Origin of the sequence: Streptomyces aquilus (genome assembly GCF_003955715.1) — a bacterium.
GTDB classification, from domain to species: Bacteria; Actinomycetota; Actinomycetes; order Streptomycetales; family Streptomycetaceae; genus Streptomyces; species Streptomyces aquilus.
The window spans coordinates 9030347-9045035 of sequence record NZ_CP034463.1 but is presented as its reverse complement, the minus strand read 5'-3'; the positions used below and the strand labels follow the sequence as shown (position 1 = coordinate 9045035).

Sequence of the window (14689 nt, the reverse complement as noted above, 5' to 3'; positions counted from 1 at the left end):
GTCACGGCGCCTCGGCCAGCCAAGGTCTGACCTGACGGCGTGCCTCGTGCAGGCGGGACTTGAAGGTGCCCAGCGGGATGCCGACCCGTTCGGCCGCCTCCGCGTACTCCAGCCGGCAGATGTCCCGGTACACCAACGGCTCGACCAGCAGGGGGTGTTCACGCTCCAGCCGGTCCAGTGCCTCCAGCAGGTCGATCCGCGAACCGGCGATGACACTGGTGGTGCGCGGGTCGGCGCGGAGGTCGTCGACCGTCGCGGCCGGCTGTTCGGCGGAGCGCCGCTTGAGTTCGCGGTACTTCTGCCGGCAGCAGTTGGCCACCACCGTGTGGAGCCAGGTGCCGAAGCGGCTGCGACCCTCGAACGTGCCGATCTTCCGGGCGACTTGGAGCAGCACGTCCTGTGCGGCCTCCTCCGCGTCCTCCCGGCAGGGCAGGAACCGGCCACAGCGCCGGACGACCTCGGGGCGGATCGCCGCGAGCAGCGCGTCGAGAGCGGCCGGGTCACCGGCGGCCGCGCGCCGGGCGAGGTCCTCGGTCGGGGACTGGTCCGGCACGGCTGCTCCCGTCGGTGTGGTCGGTGCGGCAGGCATGATAGTCGTATGCACTCCGTCGAGCGGATCGGCCGCTACCGGGTCCAACGGCGCCTGGGGGCGGGCGCGTTCGGGACGGTGTGGCTCGCGCACGACGACACGCTCGACGCGCCGGTGGCCGTGAAGGTGCTCGCCGACAACTGGTCGCACCGGCTCGACGTCCGCGAACGCTTCCTGGCCGAGGCGCGGTTGCTGCGCCGGGCCGCGTCGCGGCGGGTGGTGCAGGTCCACGACATCGGTGAACTCCCGGACGGCAGACCGTACTTCGTGATGGAGTACGCCGACGGCGGCACCCTCGCCGACCTGCTCGACGACGGCCCGCTCCCCGTCGACGAGGCGCTGCGGCTGACGGCTGCGGCGGCGCTCGGGGCCGCCGCACTGCACGAGGCCGGGATCGTGCACCGGGACATCAAGCCGTCCAACCTGCTGCTGCGCACGGGCACCTCCGGCGATGCCGGCGCCCGGCAGGTGCTGCTGGCCGACCTCGGGCTGGCCAAGATCCTGGCCGAGGCGTCCGGCCTGACGCTGGCCGCCGGTTCGGCGGGGTACCGGCCGCCCGAGCAGGCCGAGCCGGGCACCGGCATCGACGCGCGGGCCGACGTCTACAGCCTGGGCGCGGTCGGCTACCAGCTGGTCACCGGGGTCGTACCGGCCGCGCCCGGCAAGGTCGTACGCCCCGACCGGCTGCGTCCGGGCCTGGACCCCGGGGTCCGCCGGGCCCTGCTGCGCGCCCTGCGTCCGGACCGTGCGCGGCGCTGGCCCGACGCGCGGACGTTCGCGGCGGAGCTGGAACGGCTAGGGCGTGTTGCGAAAGTGCCGTCGTCCGCCCGGAGGGCGGGCCGAGCGGCGTCTGGTGCGTGCTCTCGGCGTGCCGGGCGGAAGCCCTCGCACTGGTTGTACGTGGGCTTCCGCCCGGTGCGGCGAGAGTGCGTGCCAGGCGTCGGGCGGCAGGCGGCACTTTCGCCATACGCCCTAGTGGCGGACCGGCGGCCCCGGCGGTGGCCCGCCCTCCTCGCCGGGACGGCGGTGACGGCGGCCCTGATCGGCGCGACCTTCGCGCTGTGGCCGCACGGTTCCGCGCCCGCCGGCCGGCGGATCGAGGACGTGACGGGGCGGGTGTCGGCCGAGGTGCCCGCCGCCTGGGCCGGTCAGGTGCGCGACGCGGGCTGGGACCCGGCCGTCCTCGGTCTGCGCGCCGGGCACGAGCCGGGGTTCGCCGTCGCCGACGACCTGGCGAGGTGGCCGGACCTCCGCGCGGGCGTCGACGGCGTCTTCGTCGGGGTACTGGAACACGGTGACGTCACGGCCGTGGTGAACGACCGTGCCCATCCCGAGTGCCACTACGACGGCGCGCGTGACCGCACCCTGGCCGCGGGGCACGGCAGGGTGCGCAGCTGGAGCGACTGCCCCGGCGGCGGCTCGGTCGTCGAGGCCGGGCTCACGCCCCCGGACGGGGGCGGGCGGCCGCAGGTGTACGTGCAGATCAGGACGGCCGGCGGCGGTCCGGCGGCGAGGGACGTCCTCGACTCGGTGCGGGTCGGGGACTGAGCGCGCGAACTTTTCCGGCCGTGGGCGCATCGGACTCTCACGACGGGGCACAACGCGCCGTACGAGGAGTGAGACGACATGGTGAACACGTATCGGCCCGGACACCGGGCGGCCCTGCTCGCGGGCGCGGCCACCGTGCTGAGCCTGCTGACCGCCTGCGGCGGTGGCGATGCGGGTGAGGCGGCGACGACGCCCACGACGCTGCCCGGCACCGCCGCGCCGGCCACCAGCGGCGTGACCTCGGCGACGCCCTCGGTGCCACCGAGCGCCGGCCCGACCTCGACCGCCCCCTCGTCGCCGCCCACCGCGAGTCCGGCCGGCAGCCGCTGCCACACCGGCGAGCTGGAGGCCGTCCTCGGCCGCAACGATCCGGGGGCCGGGCAGGAGAACTTCCCCGTGATCCTCACCAACACGTCCTCGCGGACCTGCACCATCCACGGCTACCCGGGCGCCGCCTTCGTGGACGCCGCCGGCAAGCAGCTGGGGCCCGACCCCGAGCGCTCCCCCGGCACACCCACGACCGTGCGGCTGGCACCGGGGCACAGCGCCTGGTCGGGCATCACGTTCGCCAACCCGAAGATCAGCGGCGCCCGCACCGCCAACCCCGACGCCCTGCTGGTGACACCGCCGGACGAGCGGGAGCCGCTGAAGGTGTCGTGGTCGGCGGGAGAGGTGCCGGTCTCCGGAAACGAGTCCACGGTCTTCCTGACGGTGTTCGACCAGGGCCCCGGCGCCTGACTGATCGCCGCTCCCCCGTACCACCGCGGTCTCTTACCCGAGCCTGTTCTCATCGGAGGCCGCAGCTCGACCACGCTCCGAAGGATCCCCCCTGAACACCCCGCTCGCCGAAGTCCTGTCCATAGCACTGCTCGTCGCCGTACTCGCCTGGGCCGTCATCCGTCCACGCGGTCTGCCGGAGGCGGTGCTGGCGGTCCCGGCGGCCGGGCTCGCGCTCGCCACCGGAGCCATCTCGCCCGCGCACGCGTGGACCGAGGCCGAACGGCTCGGGCCGGTGGTCGGCTTTCTCGCCGCGGTGCTCGTGCTCGCCCACTTCTGTGACGTCGAGGGGCTCTTCCGGGCGTGCGGCGCGTGGATGTCCCGCCGGGCCGCCGGCCGCCCCGGCACCCTGCTGGCCTCGGTGTTCGTGCTCGCGTCGGCGATCACGGCGGTCCTGAGCCTGGACGCCACCGTGGTGCTGCTGACGCCGGTCGTGCTGGCCACCGCGGCCCGCAGCGGCGTACCGGCCCGACCGCATCTGTATGCCTGCGCGCACCTGTCGAACACCGCGTCCCTGCTGCTGCCGGTGTCCAACCTCACCAACCTGCTGGCCTTCGAGGCGAGCGGTCTGAGCTTCACGCGGTTCGCGGCCCTCATGGCGCTGCCCTGGCTGGTCGCGGTCGGCGCCGAGTACCTGGTGTTCCGGCGCTTCTTCGCGGACGACCTCAAGACCGCCGTCGCCGCTCCCGACACCGGTGAGGCGCCCGAGCTGCCGGTGTTCGCGCTCGTCACCGTCGGCTGCACGCTCGCCGGGTTCGTGGTGGCGTCCGCCGTCGGTGTCGAGCCGGCGTGGGTGGCGCTCGCGGGCGCGCTGGTGATGGCCGGCCGGGCACTGGTGCGGCGGCGGGCCACGCCGCTCACCGTGGTGAAGGCCGCCGCGCCGGGGTTCCTGGCGTTCGTGCTCGCGCTCGGCGTGGTGGTGCGCGCGGTCGTCGACAACGGGCTCGCCGACGCCCTGCGCCAGGTGATCCCGGAGGGGTCCGGGGTGGTGACGCTGCTCGGGATCGCCGTGCTGGCCGCCGTGCTGGCGAACCTGATCAACAACCTGCCCGCGGTGCTGGTCCTGCTGCCGCTCACCGCGGCGGCCGGGCCGGGTGCGGTGCTCGCGGTGCTGATCGGCGTCAACATCGGCCCGAACCTGACGTACGCCGGTTCGCTGGCGACGCTGCTGTGGCGGCGGATCGTGCAGCGCGACGGTCAGGACGTCGAGCTCGGCGAGTTCACCCGCCTCGGTCTGCTCGCCGTCCCCGCCGCGCTGGTGCCGGCCACGCTGGCCCTGTGGGGTTCGATCCAGCTGATCGGGGCCTGAGCGGCGCCGGGGTCAGCGCCGGCCGCCGCCGTAGCCCCCGTACCCGCCGTAGCCCCCGTACCCACCGCCGTACCCGTACCCGCCGCCGTACTGACCGTCCCCGCCGCAGGAGTACGTGTAGTAGCAGGGGACGTCGGTCGGATACGGGCTGCTGGGGGCCGGCGCCGCGGTCGACGGAGTCGGGGACGGCGTCGGGGCCGCCTTCTTCGGGGTGGGCGTGGGGGTCGGCGTCGGGGTCGGTGTGGGGTCGGCCACCGCGCCCCAGTTGACCCACTCCATCTGAAGGTCGGCCTTCGAGGTGTCGAAGACCCAGCGCTGGACGGCGCTGTCGTCCTCGCGGGACTTCAGGACCAGGGCGCCGGTGCCGTCGGTGGCGGCAGGGGTCAGGGCCAGGTCCTCGTCCCAGCGCGGCACCAGGTTGCCGCGCGCCGTGAAGTCGTACCGCACGTCCTTGTTCTCGGCGTTCCCGGCGCCGGTGCACGGGGCCAGCTGCACCGAGTAGCCGAGGTGGGAGTCGAGGCAGAGCTCGGGGTCGGCGGAACTGCGCAGCAGTCCGTCGGTCTCGTACGTCCACTGCTGCGCGGCGTCCGAGGAGCAGTCGGTGACCTCGGTCTCGGCGCCCTTGACGGCCTTCTTGCCGGCGATGGCCACGCAGAGCCCGGAGTCGACGTTGTGGATCCGGCCGCTCAGGGTGCCCTGCCCCTTCTGGCCCGAGCCCACCAAGGTCGGGTCGGTGGTGGAGTGGTCGGTGCCGGTGCCGGGCGTGTCGGAGGCCTGGGCGCCCGTGGCCGGCGCGGTGTCGTCGCCGTCGGCCAGGGACCACAGGACCAGCGGGAGGACGACGAGGGCGCCGGCGGTGGCGACGGCCGCGGTGAGGTTGCGGCGGCGGGCGGCGGCCTTCTTCGCCGAGTGCCGTCTGCGGCTTCTCGGCGCCGGCGCGGGGCCCGCGGCACGAGCGGCGGGCGGTGCGCCGGGGACGGAGGGGGCGGTACGGGGAAGGGGCGGCGCGTCGAAGAAGGGCTCGCCCGCGATGGTGTGGGCGACGAACTCCGCGGGTGCCTCCGGTGCGGGTGCGTCCGCCGCCTCCTGGGCGGCCCGGGTCTCGGCGTAGGCGCGCCCGCCCCAGCCGAGGACCGCCTCGGCAAGGGCGACACCGAGGCCCTGGTCGTTGAACTGGTTCAGCTGGTCGGCGGTGTGCCGGCAGTGCTTGCAGCGGTCCAGGTGGGCGCGCAGGTCGGGGTCGACGTCGATGCCGCCGCGCCGGTAGGTGACGTCGAGCATCCGCAGGAAGCTGCGGCACTCCTGCTCGGGCGCGAGTTCGCGGTGGACCTGGAGGCACTCCTCGCGCAACCGCTCGCGGGCGCGGCCCAGTTCGACGCGGACGTCCTCCTCGTCCAGGCCCAACAGGGCGCCGGGTATCTCCAGCGGTTCGCCCTCGACCTCGCTGTGCCACAGCAGCGCGCGGGCGGACTGGGGCAGCCGCTGGAACGCGCCGGACAGCAGCCGCCGGTCGGCGGACGGCAGCAGCCGGGCCGAGGCGCGCTCCCCGTGGCCGCTCTCGGAGCGCAGTTCGGGGTGGAGTTGTTCGCGTCGGCGGTCGGTGTCCCATTCGGCGGCGATGCGTCGCACGGTGACGAGGATCTGCGGGCGCCAGGCGGCCGTCGGTCCGTTGTGCCGCAGGGACTCGCCGAAGAGCCGGGTGAATGCGGCGGTGGTGAGCATTCCGGCGGAACGCGGTCCGTCGGTGCACAGCCGGGCGTAGACGTAGGCCGCTTCCCAGTGCCGGTCGAGGAGTTCACCGACGGGGTGGAGGGCGGGCGTCGTTCCCGTCCACTTCTTCAGCTCCGCGCTGAGTTGTGCGTCCGTCACGTCGAAGAGGCGGCCCGGGGCGGTGGAATTCGGCAGGCCTGCGTCTTTCACGGCGGCATTCCTCTCGGGGGCTTGCACAAAAAAGTCCATACCAATAGGCATGGCGCCTCGCCGACGACAGCTCTTGTGGAGCGTGGGGGATGTACGGGAGGGGTGCGCACGAACCGGAATCTTCTTGTCCGCGCGCCGACAAGGCCCCACCTTTGCACAGGTCAGCGAGATGTAACAAGAGATCCCGCGGTTTTGTGCATTGCGTGCGCACCACGTGTTTTTGACGATGAGTCAATACCGGGAGTGTGGCTGAAAGGGCTTTCCCGCGGCAAACCATTGAACTGCCATGACAACGACTGTCCGGCGGGTCCACGCGCGTCATGTGCCAACCATTGGGCCGCCGGAGCGGTACGCACCGGGCGGCATACCGAATCGCTCACGGAAGACGCGGTGGAAATGGAAGGGACTCACGAACCCCGAGGCCGTGGCCACCCGTTCCACCGGCAGATCGGTGGCCTCCAGCAGCCGCGCGGCGTGCCGCAGCCGCGCCTCGCGCAGGGCCCGCATGGGCGACTGCCCGACCTGCCGGGTGAACAGGTGCGCCAGCCGGGAGGGCGACAGCGCGACACGCGCGGCGAGGGAGTCGACGGTGTGGGGCGCGCCGGGGTCGGCGGCGATGAGCTCCTGGACGCGCGCGATGCGGGGGTCGAGGCCGGGGGCCGGGGGACGCCGGCGTGCGGCTCCGGCCGTGAGCAGGACGACCTCCTCCAGTGCGCACAGGGCGAGTTCACGCGCGACGGTGTCGTGCGCCACGGCGATGCGGTCGTCCGTGGCCTCGCGTCCCGGCGCCGGTTCCCCCGTGCCGGGCGGCCGGCGGGCGTCCGTGCGCATCCGGTGGAACGCCGACTCGACGCGGGCGCGCAGGGCGGCAGGGGTCGGGGTGACGACGTACAGGCCGTCGCCGCGGTCGTACGGGCGCAGCCAGGGCAGCCAGGAGGGGCGGGCCTGGCAGTGCGCCCACCAGAACCGCCAGTGCGGGGCGTCCGGTGCGACGCCGTAGCCGTGCGGGGAGCCGGGGGCGAGGACGACGAGATCGCCGGCCGCGGCCCGGGTCGCGGCCGAGCCGTGCCGCAGTTCCCCGCCGCCGGCCGTGGTCCAGGTGAACAGCCAGCTGTCCGAGCCCTGCGGGCGGTTGACGACGTAGCCCGGCGACTCGTCGTAGCGGCCGAGCACGACCAGGCCCGCGGGCGGCGCGGGCACGCCCGGGGCAGCAGTCCCGGACAGTCGGTCAGCGGTCACGGACATCCTCCTGAAGTGGCCCCCCACCTAGCGTGACACGCGGACACACACCGACCGAGGAGGGGACGCATGACCGTCATGGACAAGGAAGCCGCCGACCGTGTGAGGCAGTTCGAGGAGGCGGGGTTCCTCGTCGTCCGGGGGCTGTTCGGGGCGGACGAGATCGACCGGCTGTGCGCGGAGTTCACGGCACTGCACGCGGCCGGGCCGGTGCGCGGGCACTTCGAGCCGCGGCCCGGGGACGACCCGCTGGCGGCGTGGCCGCGGGTGATGCAGCCGCACGAGATCAACGCGCTCGCCCGGCGGACGCTGCTCGACGCGCGGCTGCGGGGTGTCCTGGAAGGACTGCTCGGCGAGGAGGTGCTGGCCGCGCAGAGCATGTTCTACTTCAAGCCGCCGGGGGCGCGCGGGCAGGCGCTGCACCAGGACAACTTCTATCTGCGGGTCGAGCCGGGGACGTGTGTCGCGGCGTGGGTGGCGTGCGATGTGATCGACCGGGAGAACGGCGGCCTGGAGGTCGTTCCCGGTACGCACCGGATGGACCTGTTCTGCCCGGAGGAGGCGGACGACGGGGTGTCGTTCGCACGGGAGTACGTGCCGCCGCCGGCGGGGCTCGCGGCGGTGCCGGTGGACATGGCGCCGGGGGACGTCCTGTTCTTCAACGGCAGTGTGGTGCACGGCTCGCAGCCGAACCGGAGCGCCTCGCGGTTCCGGCGCTCGTTCATCGGGCACTACGTGGGGGCGTCCGCCGAACGCATCGGCGCGTACTACCGCACGCTGTCGATGCGGGGAGAGCGCGTCGCCCTGCGGGAGAGCGAGGGCGCGGGCCCCTGCGGGACGGAGTTCGCACCGCAGGGACCGCACTGAGAAGCGGTGTCAGTGGCCGACGATCGGCCGGGCGGTGTACGGCTGCTCCAGTTCCTCGATCTCCTTCTCGCTGAGGGCGAGTTCGACCGCCGCGACCGCGTCCTCGATGTGGTGGGGCTTGGCCGCGCCGACGATCGGGGCCGCCACCGTGTCCTGGTGGAGCAGCCAGGCCAGCGCCACCTGGGCCCGGGGGACGCCGCGGTCGCCGGCGATACGGGTGACCGCCTCGACGATGGTGCGGTCACCCTCCTGGTAGAGGCGGTTGCCGAAGTTGTCGTTGGCGCTGCGGTCGGTGACCGTGCCCCAGTCCCGGGTCAGCCGGCCCCGGGCGAGCGGGCTCCAGGGCAGCGCGCTGACGCCCTGGTCGGCGCAGAGCGGGAGCATCTCGCGCTCCTCCTCGCGGTAGAGGAGGTTGTAGTGGTTCTGCATGGAGACGAACTTGGTCCAGCCGTGCTTCTCCGCCGTGTACTGCATCTTGGAGAACTGCCACGCGTACATCGAACTGGCCCCGAGGTAGCGGACCTTGCCGGCCTTGACCAGGTCGTGCAGGGCCTCCATCGTCTCCTCGACCGGGGTGTGCGGGTCGTAGCGGTGGATCTGGTAGAGGTCGACGTAGTCGGTGCCGAGGCGGGTCAGGCTGTGGTCGATCTCGGTCATGATCGCCTTGCGGGACAGTCCGCCGCCGTTGGGTCCGGACCGCATCCGGCCGTGCACCTTGGTGGCGAGGACGATCTCGTCGCGGTCGGCGAAGTCCCGCAGCGCCTTGCCGACGATCTCCTCGCTGGTGCCGTCGGAGTAGACGTTCGCGGTGTCGAAGAAGTTGATGCCCGCGTCGAGCGCCTGCCGTATCAGCGGCCGGGACGCCTCCTCGTCGAGGGTCCACTCGTGCACGCCGCGGTCGGGCAGGCCGTAGGTCATGCACCCCAGACAGATCCGCGACACGTCCAGGCCGGTCGAACCGAGCTTCACGTACTGCATCGTTGCTGCTCCTGCCTTCCGAGTGGTTACGAAGGGGAGCGTACGGTGTCCGGCCGCGCCCCTCAGCGGGTCACCTTCCGAGCAGGTCCAGTGCCTGTTCCCAGCCGAACTCCGCCCCCGGCCCGCCCGCGAACGGCGGCGCGAACCGCACGCCCATCCCCCGCAGTCGTATCAGGCTGTCCTGGTAGGCCGGATGGGCGGCCAACGCGTCGGCCACACACGGCAGTACGGCTATCGGGACGCCCAGGCCGTACGCCTCGCACAGGGTGGCCACGGCGAGGGTGTCGGCGAGGCCGGCCGCCCATTTGTTGACGGTGTTGAAGGTCGCGGGCGCGACCACGACGGCGTCCGGCGGCGGGAAGGGACGCGGCTCGCCCGGGGTGCGCCAGGCGGAGCGGATCGGGCGGCCCGTCCGCGCCGCCACGGCGGCGGTGTCGAAGAACCCGTTCGCCGCGACGGGGGTGGCGATGACGCCGACCTCCCAGTCCCGCTCCTGGGCGGCGGTGATGAGTTCGCCGACGTCGGCGGCGATGCCGGCGGCGCAGACGACGACGTAGAGGAAGGGTTTCTGAACCTGTTCGGTCACTCCGGAACCCTACTGAAGGGGGAACGACCGCCCGTGCTCGGCTTCGGGACGCGGGCCGAAGATGCGGCGCTCCTTCTCCTCGATCGGGACGTCATTGATGCTGGCCTCACGCCGGGTCATCAGGCCGTGCTCGTCGAACTCCCAGAGCTCGTTGCCGTAACTGCGCCACCACCGGCCGTCGGGGTCGAGGGACTCGTACTGGAAGCGGACGGCGATGCGGTTGCCGTCGAAGGCCCACAGGTCCTTGCGCAGGGCGTACTCCTGCTCGCGCGCCCACTTCGCGGTGAGGAACGCGACGATCTCCTCTCGCCCGGTGACGAAGGTGTCGCGGTTGCGCCACACCGAGTCCTCGGAGTACGCGAGCGCCACCTTGTGCGGGTCGCGGGTGTTCCAGGCGTCCTCGGCGGCCTGCACCTTCCGGGCGGCGGTCTCGCGGGTGAACGGGGGCAGGGGCGGGCGGTCGGTCATGTCATCCTCCGTGACCAGAAAGGGAGAACGTGCGTTCTCCGCGCTGCTGCTACCGTAGGAGAACGCACGTTCTCGCGTCAAGGGACGCCAGCATTCGTCAAGGAGCTCAAGGAGTGGCCCTCATGGACAGCGCGACCGCCCGGGAGCAGGCACTGGACGCCGCGGAGGAGTTGTTCTACGGCCGCGGCATCCAGTCCGTCGGCATGGACGACGTCCGTGGCGCGTCCGGCGTCTCGCTCAAGCGGCTCTACCAGCTCTTCCCCGCGAAGGAGCAGCTGGTGGAGGCCTACCTGGAGCGCCGCGACGTCCGCTGGCGCGGGCGGCTGGCCCACCACGTCGAGGGACACACGGACCCCGAGGAGCGGATCCTCGCCGTCTACGACTGGCTGGAGTCGTGGTTCGGCGAGGACGGCTTCCGCGGGTGCGCGTGGATCAACTCGTACGGCGAACTGGGCGCGACCTCGGCCCGGGTCACGGCCCAAGTCCGGGCGCACAAAGAGGCGTTCCGGCGCTACCTGGACGGCCTGGTGGCGGACGCGGGACTGCCCGGCGCGTTGTCCGGGCAGCTGTTCCTGCTCGCCGAGGGGGCGATGGTGACGGCGGGGATCGCGCAGGGCACCGCCCCCGCGCGGGAGGCGCGCGAGGCGGCGCGGCTGCTGGTGCGGGCCGCTGGGGGTGGGCCGGCTAGGTCACGGTGATGGCGCCCACGGGGCAGGCCCGGGCCGCTTCGCGGACCATCGGGTTCCCGGCGCCGTCCTCCCGGTCGGGCAGCAGCGTGCTGAATCCGTCGTCGTCCTGGGTGAACACGGCCGGGGCGGCCAGGGCGCACTGGCCGGCGCCGATGCAGACGTCCTTGTCGATGTCGATGTGCATGGCCCTGAGCCTCTTACCAGGTCACGGGGAGTTCCAGCATCCCCTGGATCGTGTCGCCGGGCTTGAAGGGGATCTCGTCCGCGGGGGCGGCGAGACGGAGTGCGGGCAGCCGGGTGAAGAGGGTGCGCAGGGCGATCTCCATCTCGGCGCGGGCCAGGTTCTGGCCGAGGCACTGGTGGATGCCGAACCCGAAGCCGACGTGGTGGCGGGCCGAGCGGTGCCAGTCCAGGGTGTCGGGGGCCGGGTAGACGTCCTCGTCACGGTTGATGACCGAGGTCGAGAAGACCACTCCGTCGCCCGCCCGGATGGTCTCGCCGCCGGCCTCGACGTCCTCGGTGGCCAGCCGCAGCAGCCCGTCGGCGATCGAGAGCATGCGCATCAGCTCCTCCACGGCGGCGGGCAGCAGCTCGGGCCGCGCACGCAACTCGGCCAGCCGCTCGGGGTGTTGGAGCAGGGTGAAGGTGCCGAGGGAGATCATGTTGGCGGTCGTCTCGTGTCCGGCGACCAGCAGGATGGTGGCGAGGGAGATGACCTCGACGCGGTCCAACTCCCCGGTGCGCAGCCGGTCGTGGACGAGTTCGTCCAGCACTCCGTCGCCGGGCCGCTCCTGCTTCAGCTTCTGGTCGATCAACTCCTCGAAGTAGGCGTCCAGTTGGTCGCGCGCGTCCTGGGTGTCGGCCGCCCTCGGGCCGCGCAGCAGCCGACGCGACTGCCCCTCGAAGAACTCGTGGTCGGCGTACGGCACGCCCAGCAGGGCGCAGATCACCATCGAGGGCACCGGCAGCGCGAAGGCGCTCACCAGCTCGGCGGGCGGGCCCTGCGCGACCATCGCGTCGAGCCGCTCGTCGACGATCCGCTGGATCTGCGGCCGCAGTTCGGCGGCCCGGCGCAGGGTGAAGCTGGGCACCATCATCCGCCGCTGCGCGTGGTGCTTCGGGTCGTCGACGCCGAGCAGCGCCACCCTCCGGTTGCGGACCGCCGCGAAGCGTTCGGTGGGCGCGGGGAAGTCCGGGCGGGTGCGGTCGGTCGACAGGCGCGGGTCGGCGAGGAGGGCGCGGGCGAGGGCGTGCCCCGTCACCAGCCAGGCCGGCCGGCCGTCGTAGAGGGTGATACGGGCCAGCGGGCGGCCGTCGCGCAGCGGGGCGTAGGCGGTGGGCGGGTGGTAGGGGCAGGTGCGGTCCTGCGGGAAGGCGACGGGTTCCGTTTGCGTGGGGGGCATTGCCGTCATGGAAGACCTCGCAGACGAAGTGAGCTTCGTGCCCGATGCTGGACGGGACATCGCGCAGATCTTCATTAGATGCCCGGGGCATCTATGCGGCGACGAGAAGTTCGGCCAGATCGGTGGCGCCGGGAGGTTGGCCGGGGATGCTCGCTCGGGAATCGAAAACCGGTTGTGGGCGACGGCGGCTCCGGCCCAGAATCCGGCCATGCCTACGACGCATCACGCCCTTCTGCCGCTGACCGCCGCCGCCACGCCGGTGCGGTTCCAGCAGCAGACCGGCCGTCCGGAGGGACCGACACCTCCCGCCTCGTGACCGGGGCGCTCGTCGCGGGCCTGCTCGCCGGCTATGGCATCGCCATGCCCGTCGGCGCGGTCGCGACCTACCTCGTCTCGCTCACCGCCCGTACGTCCCTGCGCACCGGTGTCTGCGCCGCGCTCGGCGTCGCCGCGGCCGACGGGCTGTACGCCCTGGTGGCCACGGTCGGGGGCACCGCCCTGGCCGCCGCACTGCGCCCGGTGCTCGGGCCGTTGCGGTGGGCCTCGGCACTGCTGCTGCTCGCGCTGGCGGTCCGGGGCGCGGTCGTCGCCGTACGCCAGTACCGCGGCCGTCACCTCGGCGGCCGCACCGACCCTCCGCCCCCGAGCCCCGCCCGCGCCTTCGTCGCGCTCCTCGGGATCACCCTGCTCAACCCGACCACCGTGATCTACTTCGTGGCCCTGGTCCTCGGCACCCGCACCGCGGACCCCGTCCGGCCGCTGGAACAGGGCGTGTTCGTCCTGGCGGCATTCGCCGCGTCCGCGAGCTGGCAGGTACTGCTGGCCGCCGGCGGCGCCCTACTCGGCCGAACGCTGACCGGACGGCGGGGACGCCTGGTGACGGCACTGGTGTCGAGCGCGGTGATCGCGGCACTCGCGGTACGGATGACGCGGTGAAACGGGGCGGGCTGCGCTGCGCTCACGGGGCGCGGACCTGGCCGGCGGGCGGCCAGGGGCGAAGGCCCGGGCGGCGGCCGACAAGGGGCGAAGGCCCGGGCGGCGGCCAACTAGGGACGGAGACCCGGGCCACGGCAGGCCACGGGCGAAGGCCCGGGAGACGACCGACCACGGGCAAGGACCCAGGCGGCGGCCGAGCAGGGGCGGGGGACCCGAGCCATAGCCGGTCAGGGATGATGGCCCCGCGGAGGCCGGTCACGGGACGTGGGCCCGGGCGGGCGCCGGTCAGGTGGTGAAGGCTCGGGCGACCGTGAGGCTGTCCTCGTACACGTGGTGCCGAACGATCAGGCCGTCCTCGACGGTCAGGTGGAGGGCGAACCTGGCCCGATACGCGCGCCCGGTCTCCCGTGCCGTCTGCCGGATCTCGCCCAGGAGCACCGCGTCGGCACCGTCCACCAGGACGCGTTCGATCCGGGTGTCCGCCTCCCCGGGCGCGTGGTGCGCGGCCAGCTCGCGGTAGTGGGCGGCGGCGTCCGCGCGGGTCGCGCGGTGGCGGATCCACGGGGTGGCGGCGTTACCGTGCTCGTCCTCGGGCCAGTTGAGTTTCCAGTCGGCGTGTTCGGCGTACAGCTCGGCGATCCGCTCCGGGTCGCCCCGGCCGATGCGCCGGAGCAGCTCCGCGATCACCGCGCGGGTCGTGGTCTCGATGGTGGTGGTCATGGTCACTCCTCCCCTTCGGTGATGGCCACTGTGCCCCGGGAGACGCGGGAGAGGCGATTACCCCCGAGGTCATGGCGGGGTGGATGAATCCGCAGTACTCCGGTGTTATGGACCTTGGCAGTCAGCCGCAGGACACGACGACGATGGGACGGATGCCATGCCTCTCGAGGGCGAGTACGAACCCAGCCCGACCGCATGGGTGCGCGAGCAGGTGGAGCTGTACGAGAGCTCCGGCGGTACCGAGGGGACGACCCTGATGGACACCGGAATGCCCGTGATCCTGCTGACGACCCTGGGCGCCAAGAGCGGCAAGATCCGCAAGACGCCGCTGATGCGGGTCGAGCACGACGGCAGGTACGCCGTGGTCGCCTCGCAGGGCGGCGCGCCCACGCACCCGGTCTGGTACCACAACATCAAGGCCGACCCCCGCGTGGAGCTCCAGGACGGACCCGAGAAGCGCGACATGACCGCGCGCGAGGTCACCGGCGCCGAGAAGGCCGAGTGGTGGGAGCGGGCCGTGGCGGCGTATCCCCCCTACGCGGACTACCAGAAGAAGACGGACCGCGAGATCCCGGTCTTCGTCCTGGAACCGTCCAAGGAAAGCTGACCCGCCCCGGCCCGCCGAGCCGACGGAACGGCCCCGGCGAGGCGCCTGACCGG

Annotated in this window: 17 protein-coding genes; 8 read left to right on the top strand and 9 right to left on the bottom strand. The window is 73.0% G+C overall.

The genetic code is table 11. The features are described from left to right. Window position 1: 1 nt before the first annotated feature. Complete coding sequence (locus tag EJC51_RS41450; RefSeq protein ID WP_207924687.1) at window positions 2-589, bottom strand: RNA polymerase sigma factor; 588 nt, start codon at window positions 587-589, stop codon at window positions 2-4. A 9-nt stretch (window positions 590-598) separates the two neighbouring features. Here EJC51_RS41450 and EJC51_RS41445 point away from each other — a divergent pair, with 9 nt between their 5' ends. From EJC51_RS41445 to EJC51_RS41435, 3 genes are all read left to right on the top strand, one after another. After that, window positions 599-2137 carry a serine/threonine-protein kinase gene (locus EJC51_RS41445; RefSeq protein ID WP_126275807.1) on the top strand — a complete coding sequence of 513 codons (1539 nt, stop codon included), beginning with the start codon at window positions 599-601 and terminating at the stop codon, window positions 2135-2137. Between the two features lie 78 nt (window positions 2138-2215). Further along, window positions 2216-2875: a DUF4232 domain-containing protein gene (locus EJC51_RS41440; protein ID WP_126275806.1), complete on the top strand. Its 660-nt coding sequence runs from the start codon at window positions 2216-2218 to the stop codon at window positions 2873-2875. Between the two features lie 91 nt (window positions 2876-2966). Then, entirely contained in the window at window positions 2967-4223 is a 1257-nt protein-coding gene (locus EJC51_RS41435; RefSeq protein ID WP_208870846.1) for an arsenic transporter, read from the top strand. Window positions 4224-4235: 12 nt separating this feature from the next. Here EJC51_RS41435 and EJC51_RS41430 read toward each other — a convergent pair whose 3' ends face one another. Both EJC51_RS41430 and EJC51_RS41425 read right to left on the bottom strand, forming a co-directional pair. Then, a complete protein-coding gene (locus EJC51_RS41430) occupies window positions 4236-6143 on the bottom strand; it encodes a ricin-type beta-trefoil lectin domain protein (protein WP_244363076.1) in 1908 nt (635 codons plus the stop codon). A gap of 318 nt (window positions 6144-6461) precedes the next feature. Then, window positions 6462-7388, bottom strand: a complete 927-nt coding sequence (locus EJC51_RS41425) for a helix-turn-helix domain-containing protein (protein WP_126275803.1) — start codon at window positions 7386-7388, stop codon at window positions 6462-6464. A gap of 63 nt (window positions 7389-7451) precedes the next feature. On the opposite strand from EJC51_RS41425, the gene EJC51_RS41420 reads away from it, so the two are divergent. Next, the gene (locus tag EJC51_RS41420) at window positions 7452-8249 is read left to right on the top strand and encodes a phytanoyl-CoA dioxygenase family protein (RefSeq protein WP_126275802.1); all 798 of its coding nucleotides are present in this window, start codon (window positions 7452-7454) and stop codon (window positions 8247-8249) included. 9 nt (window positions 8250-8258) lie between these two features. On the opposite strand, the gene EJC51_RS41415 is transcribed toward EJC51_RS41420, so the two are convergent. The 3 genes from EJC51_RS41415 to EJC51_RS41405 all read right to left on the bottom strand — a co-directional run bounded on the left by EJC51_RS41415 (window position 8259) and on the right by EJC51_RS41405 (window position 10281). Further along, window positions 8259-9227, bottom strand: coding sequence for an aldo/keto reductase (locus EJC51_RS41415; protein WP_126275801.1), 969 nt, complete (start codon window positions 9225-9227; stop codon window positions 8259-8261). A 70-nt stretch (window positions 9228-9297) separates the two neighbouring features. Beyond that, window positions 9298-9813, bottom strand: a complete 516-nt coding sequence (locus tag EJC51_RS41410; protein WP_126275800.1) for a flavoprotein — start codon at window positions 9811-9813, stop codon at window positions 9298-9300. Between the two features lie 9 nt (window positions 9814-9822). Further along, window positions 9823-10281 (bottom strand): nuclear transport factor 2 family protein, encoded by a 459-nt coding sequence (locus EJC51_RS41405; protein ID WP_126275799.1) that lies wholly within the window; start codon window positions 10279-10281, stop codon window positions 9823-9825. Between the two features lie 122 nt (window positions 10282-10403). Between EJC51_RS41405 and EJC51_RS41400 the strand changes: the two genes are divergently transcribed. Then, a complete protein-coding gene (locus EJC51_RS41400) occupies window positions 10404-10979 on the top strand; it encodes a TetR/AcrR family transcriptional regulator (RefSeq protein WP_126275798.1) in 576 nt (191 codons plus the stop codon). Here the strand turns inward: EJC51_RS41400 and EJC51_RS41395 are convergent. Beyond that, window positions 10966-11154, bottom strand: coding sequence for a ferredoxin (locus EJC51_RS41395; protein WP_126275797.1), 189 nt, complete (start codon window positions 11152-11154; stop codon window positions 10966-10968). The genes EJC51_RS41400 and EJC51_RS41395 overlap by 14 nt on opposite strands. 13 nt (window positions 11155-11167) lie before the next feature. Beyond that, complete coding sequence (locus EJC51_RS41390) at window positions 11168-12382, bottom strand: cytochrome P450 (protein WP_425276822.1); 1215 nt, start codon at window positions 12380-12382, stop codon at window positions 11168-11170. Here EJC51_RS41390 and EJC51_RS41385 point away from each other — a divergent pair. Next, on the top strand, window positions 12381-12689 hold the full coding sequence (locus EJC51_RS41385) for a hypothetical protein (protein WP_126275795.1): 309 nt from the start codon (window positions 12381-12383) through the stop codon (window positions 12687-12689). The two genes, EJC51_RS41390 and EJC51_RS41385, sit on opposite strands and share 2 nt — an antisense overlap. After that, window positions 12686-13309 (top strand): LysE family transporter, encoded by a 624-nt coding sequence (locus EJC51_RS41380; RefSeq protein ID WP_126275794.1) that lies wholly within the window; start codon window positions 12686-12688, stop codon window positions 13307-13309. The genes EJC51_RS41385 and EJC51_RS41380 overlap by 4 nt, the downstream gene beginning before the upstream one ends. Before the next feature lie 285 nt (window positions 13310-13594). Here EJC51_RS41380 and EJC51_RS41375 read toward each other — a convergent pair whose 3' ends face one another. Beyond that, on the bottom strand, window positions 13595-14029 hold the full coding sequence (locus EJC51_RS41375; protein ID WP_126275793.1) for a nuclear transport factor 2 family protein: 435 nt from the start codon (window positions 14027-14029) through the stop codon (window positions 13595-13597). Between the two features lie 157 nt (window positions 14030-14186). On the opposite strand from EJC51_RS41375, the gene EJC51_RS41370 reads away from it, so the two are divergent. Then, entirely contained in the window at window positions 14187-14636 is a 450-nt protein-coding gene (locus tag EJC51_RS41370) for a nitroreductase family deazaflavin-dependent oxidoreductase (protein WP_126275792.1), read from the top strand. Window positions 14637-14689: the final 53 nt, after the last annotated feature.

What these genes read in the sequence shown, in the direction of transcription:
- EJC51_RS41450 (WP_207924687.1), bottom strand. Translation starts at nt 589, where the DNA reads ATGCCTGCCGCACCGACCACACCGACGGGAGCAGCCGTGCCGGACCAG.
- EJC51_RS41445 (WP_126275807.1), top strand. Translation starts at nt 599, where the DNA reads ATGCACTCCGTCGAGCGGATCGGCCGCTACCGGGTCCAACGGCGCCTG.
- EJC51_RS41440 (WP_126275806.1), top strand. Translation starts at nt 2,216, where the DNA reads ATGGTGAACACGTATCGGCCCGGACACCGGGCGGCCCTGCTCGCGGGC.
- EJC51_RS41425 (WP_126275803.1), bottom strand. Translation starts at nt 7,388, where the DNA reads ATGTCCGTGACCGCTGACCGACTGTCCGGGACTGCTGCCCCGGGCGTG.
- EJC51_RS41420 (WP_126275802.1), top strand. Translation starts at nt 7,452, where the DNA reads ATGACCGTCATGGACAAGGAAGCCGCCGACCGTGTGAGGCAGTTCGAG.
- EJC51_RS41415 (WP_126275801.1), bottom strand. Translation starts at nt 9,227, where the DNA reads ATGCAGTACGTGAAGCTCGGTTCGACCGGCCTGGACGTGTCGCGGATC.
- EJC51_RS41405 (WP_126275799.1), bottom strand. Translation starts at nt 10,281, where the DNA reads ATGACCGACCGCCCGCCCCTGCCCCCGTTCACCCGCGAGACCGCCGCC.
- EJC51_RS41400 (WP_126275798.1), top strand. Translation starts at nt 10,404, where the DNA reads ATGGACAGCGCGACCGCCCGGGAGCAGGCACTGGACGCCGCGGAGGAG.
- EJC51_RS41395 (WP_126275797.1), bottom strand. Translation starts at nt 11,154, where the DNA reads ATGCACATCGACATCGACAAGGACGTCTGCATCGGCGCCGGCCAGTGC.
- EJC51_RS41385 (WP_126275795.1), top strand. Translation starts at nt 12,381, where the DNA reads ATGGAAGACCTCGCAGACGAAGTGAGCTTCGTGCCCGATGCTGGACGG.
- EJC51_RS41390 (WP_425276822.1), bottom strand. Translation starts at nt 12,382, where the DNA reads ATGACGGCAATGCCCCCCACGCAAACGGAACCCGTCGCCTTCCCGCAG.
- EJC51_RS41375 (WP_126275793.1), bottom strand. Translation starts at nt 14,029, where the DNA reads ATGACCACCACCATCGAGACCACGACCCGCGCGGTGATCGCGGAGCTG.
- EJC51_RS41370 (WP_126275792.1), top strand. Translation starts at nt 14,187, where the DNA reads ATGCCTCTCGAGGGCGAGTACGAACCCAGCCCGACCGCATGGGTGCGC.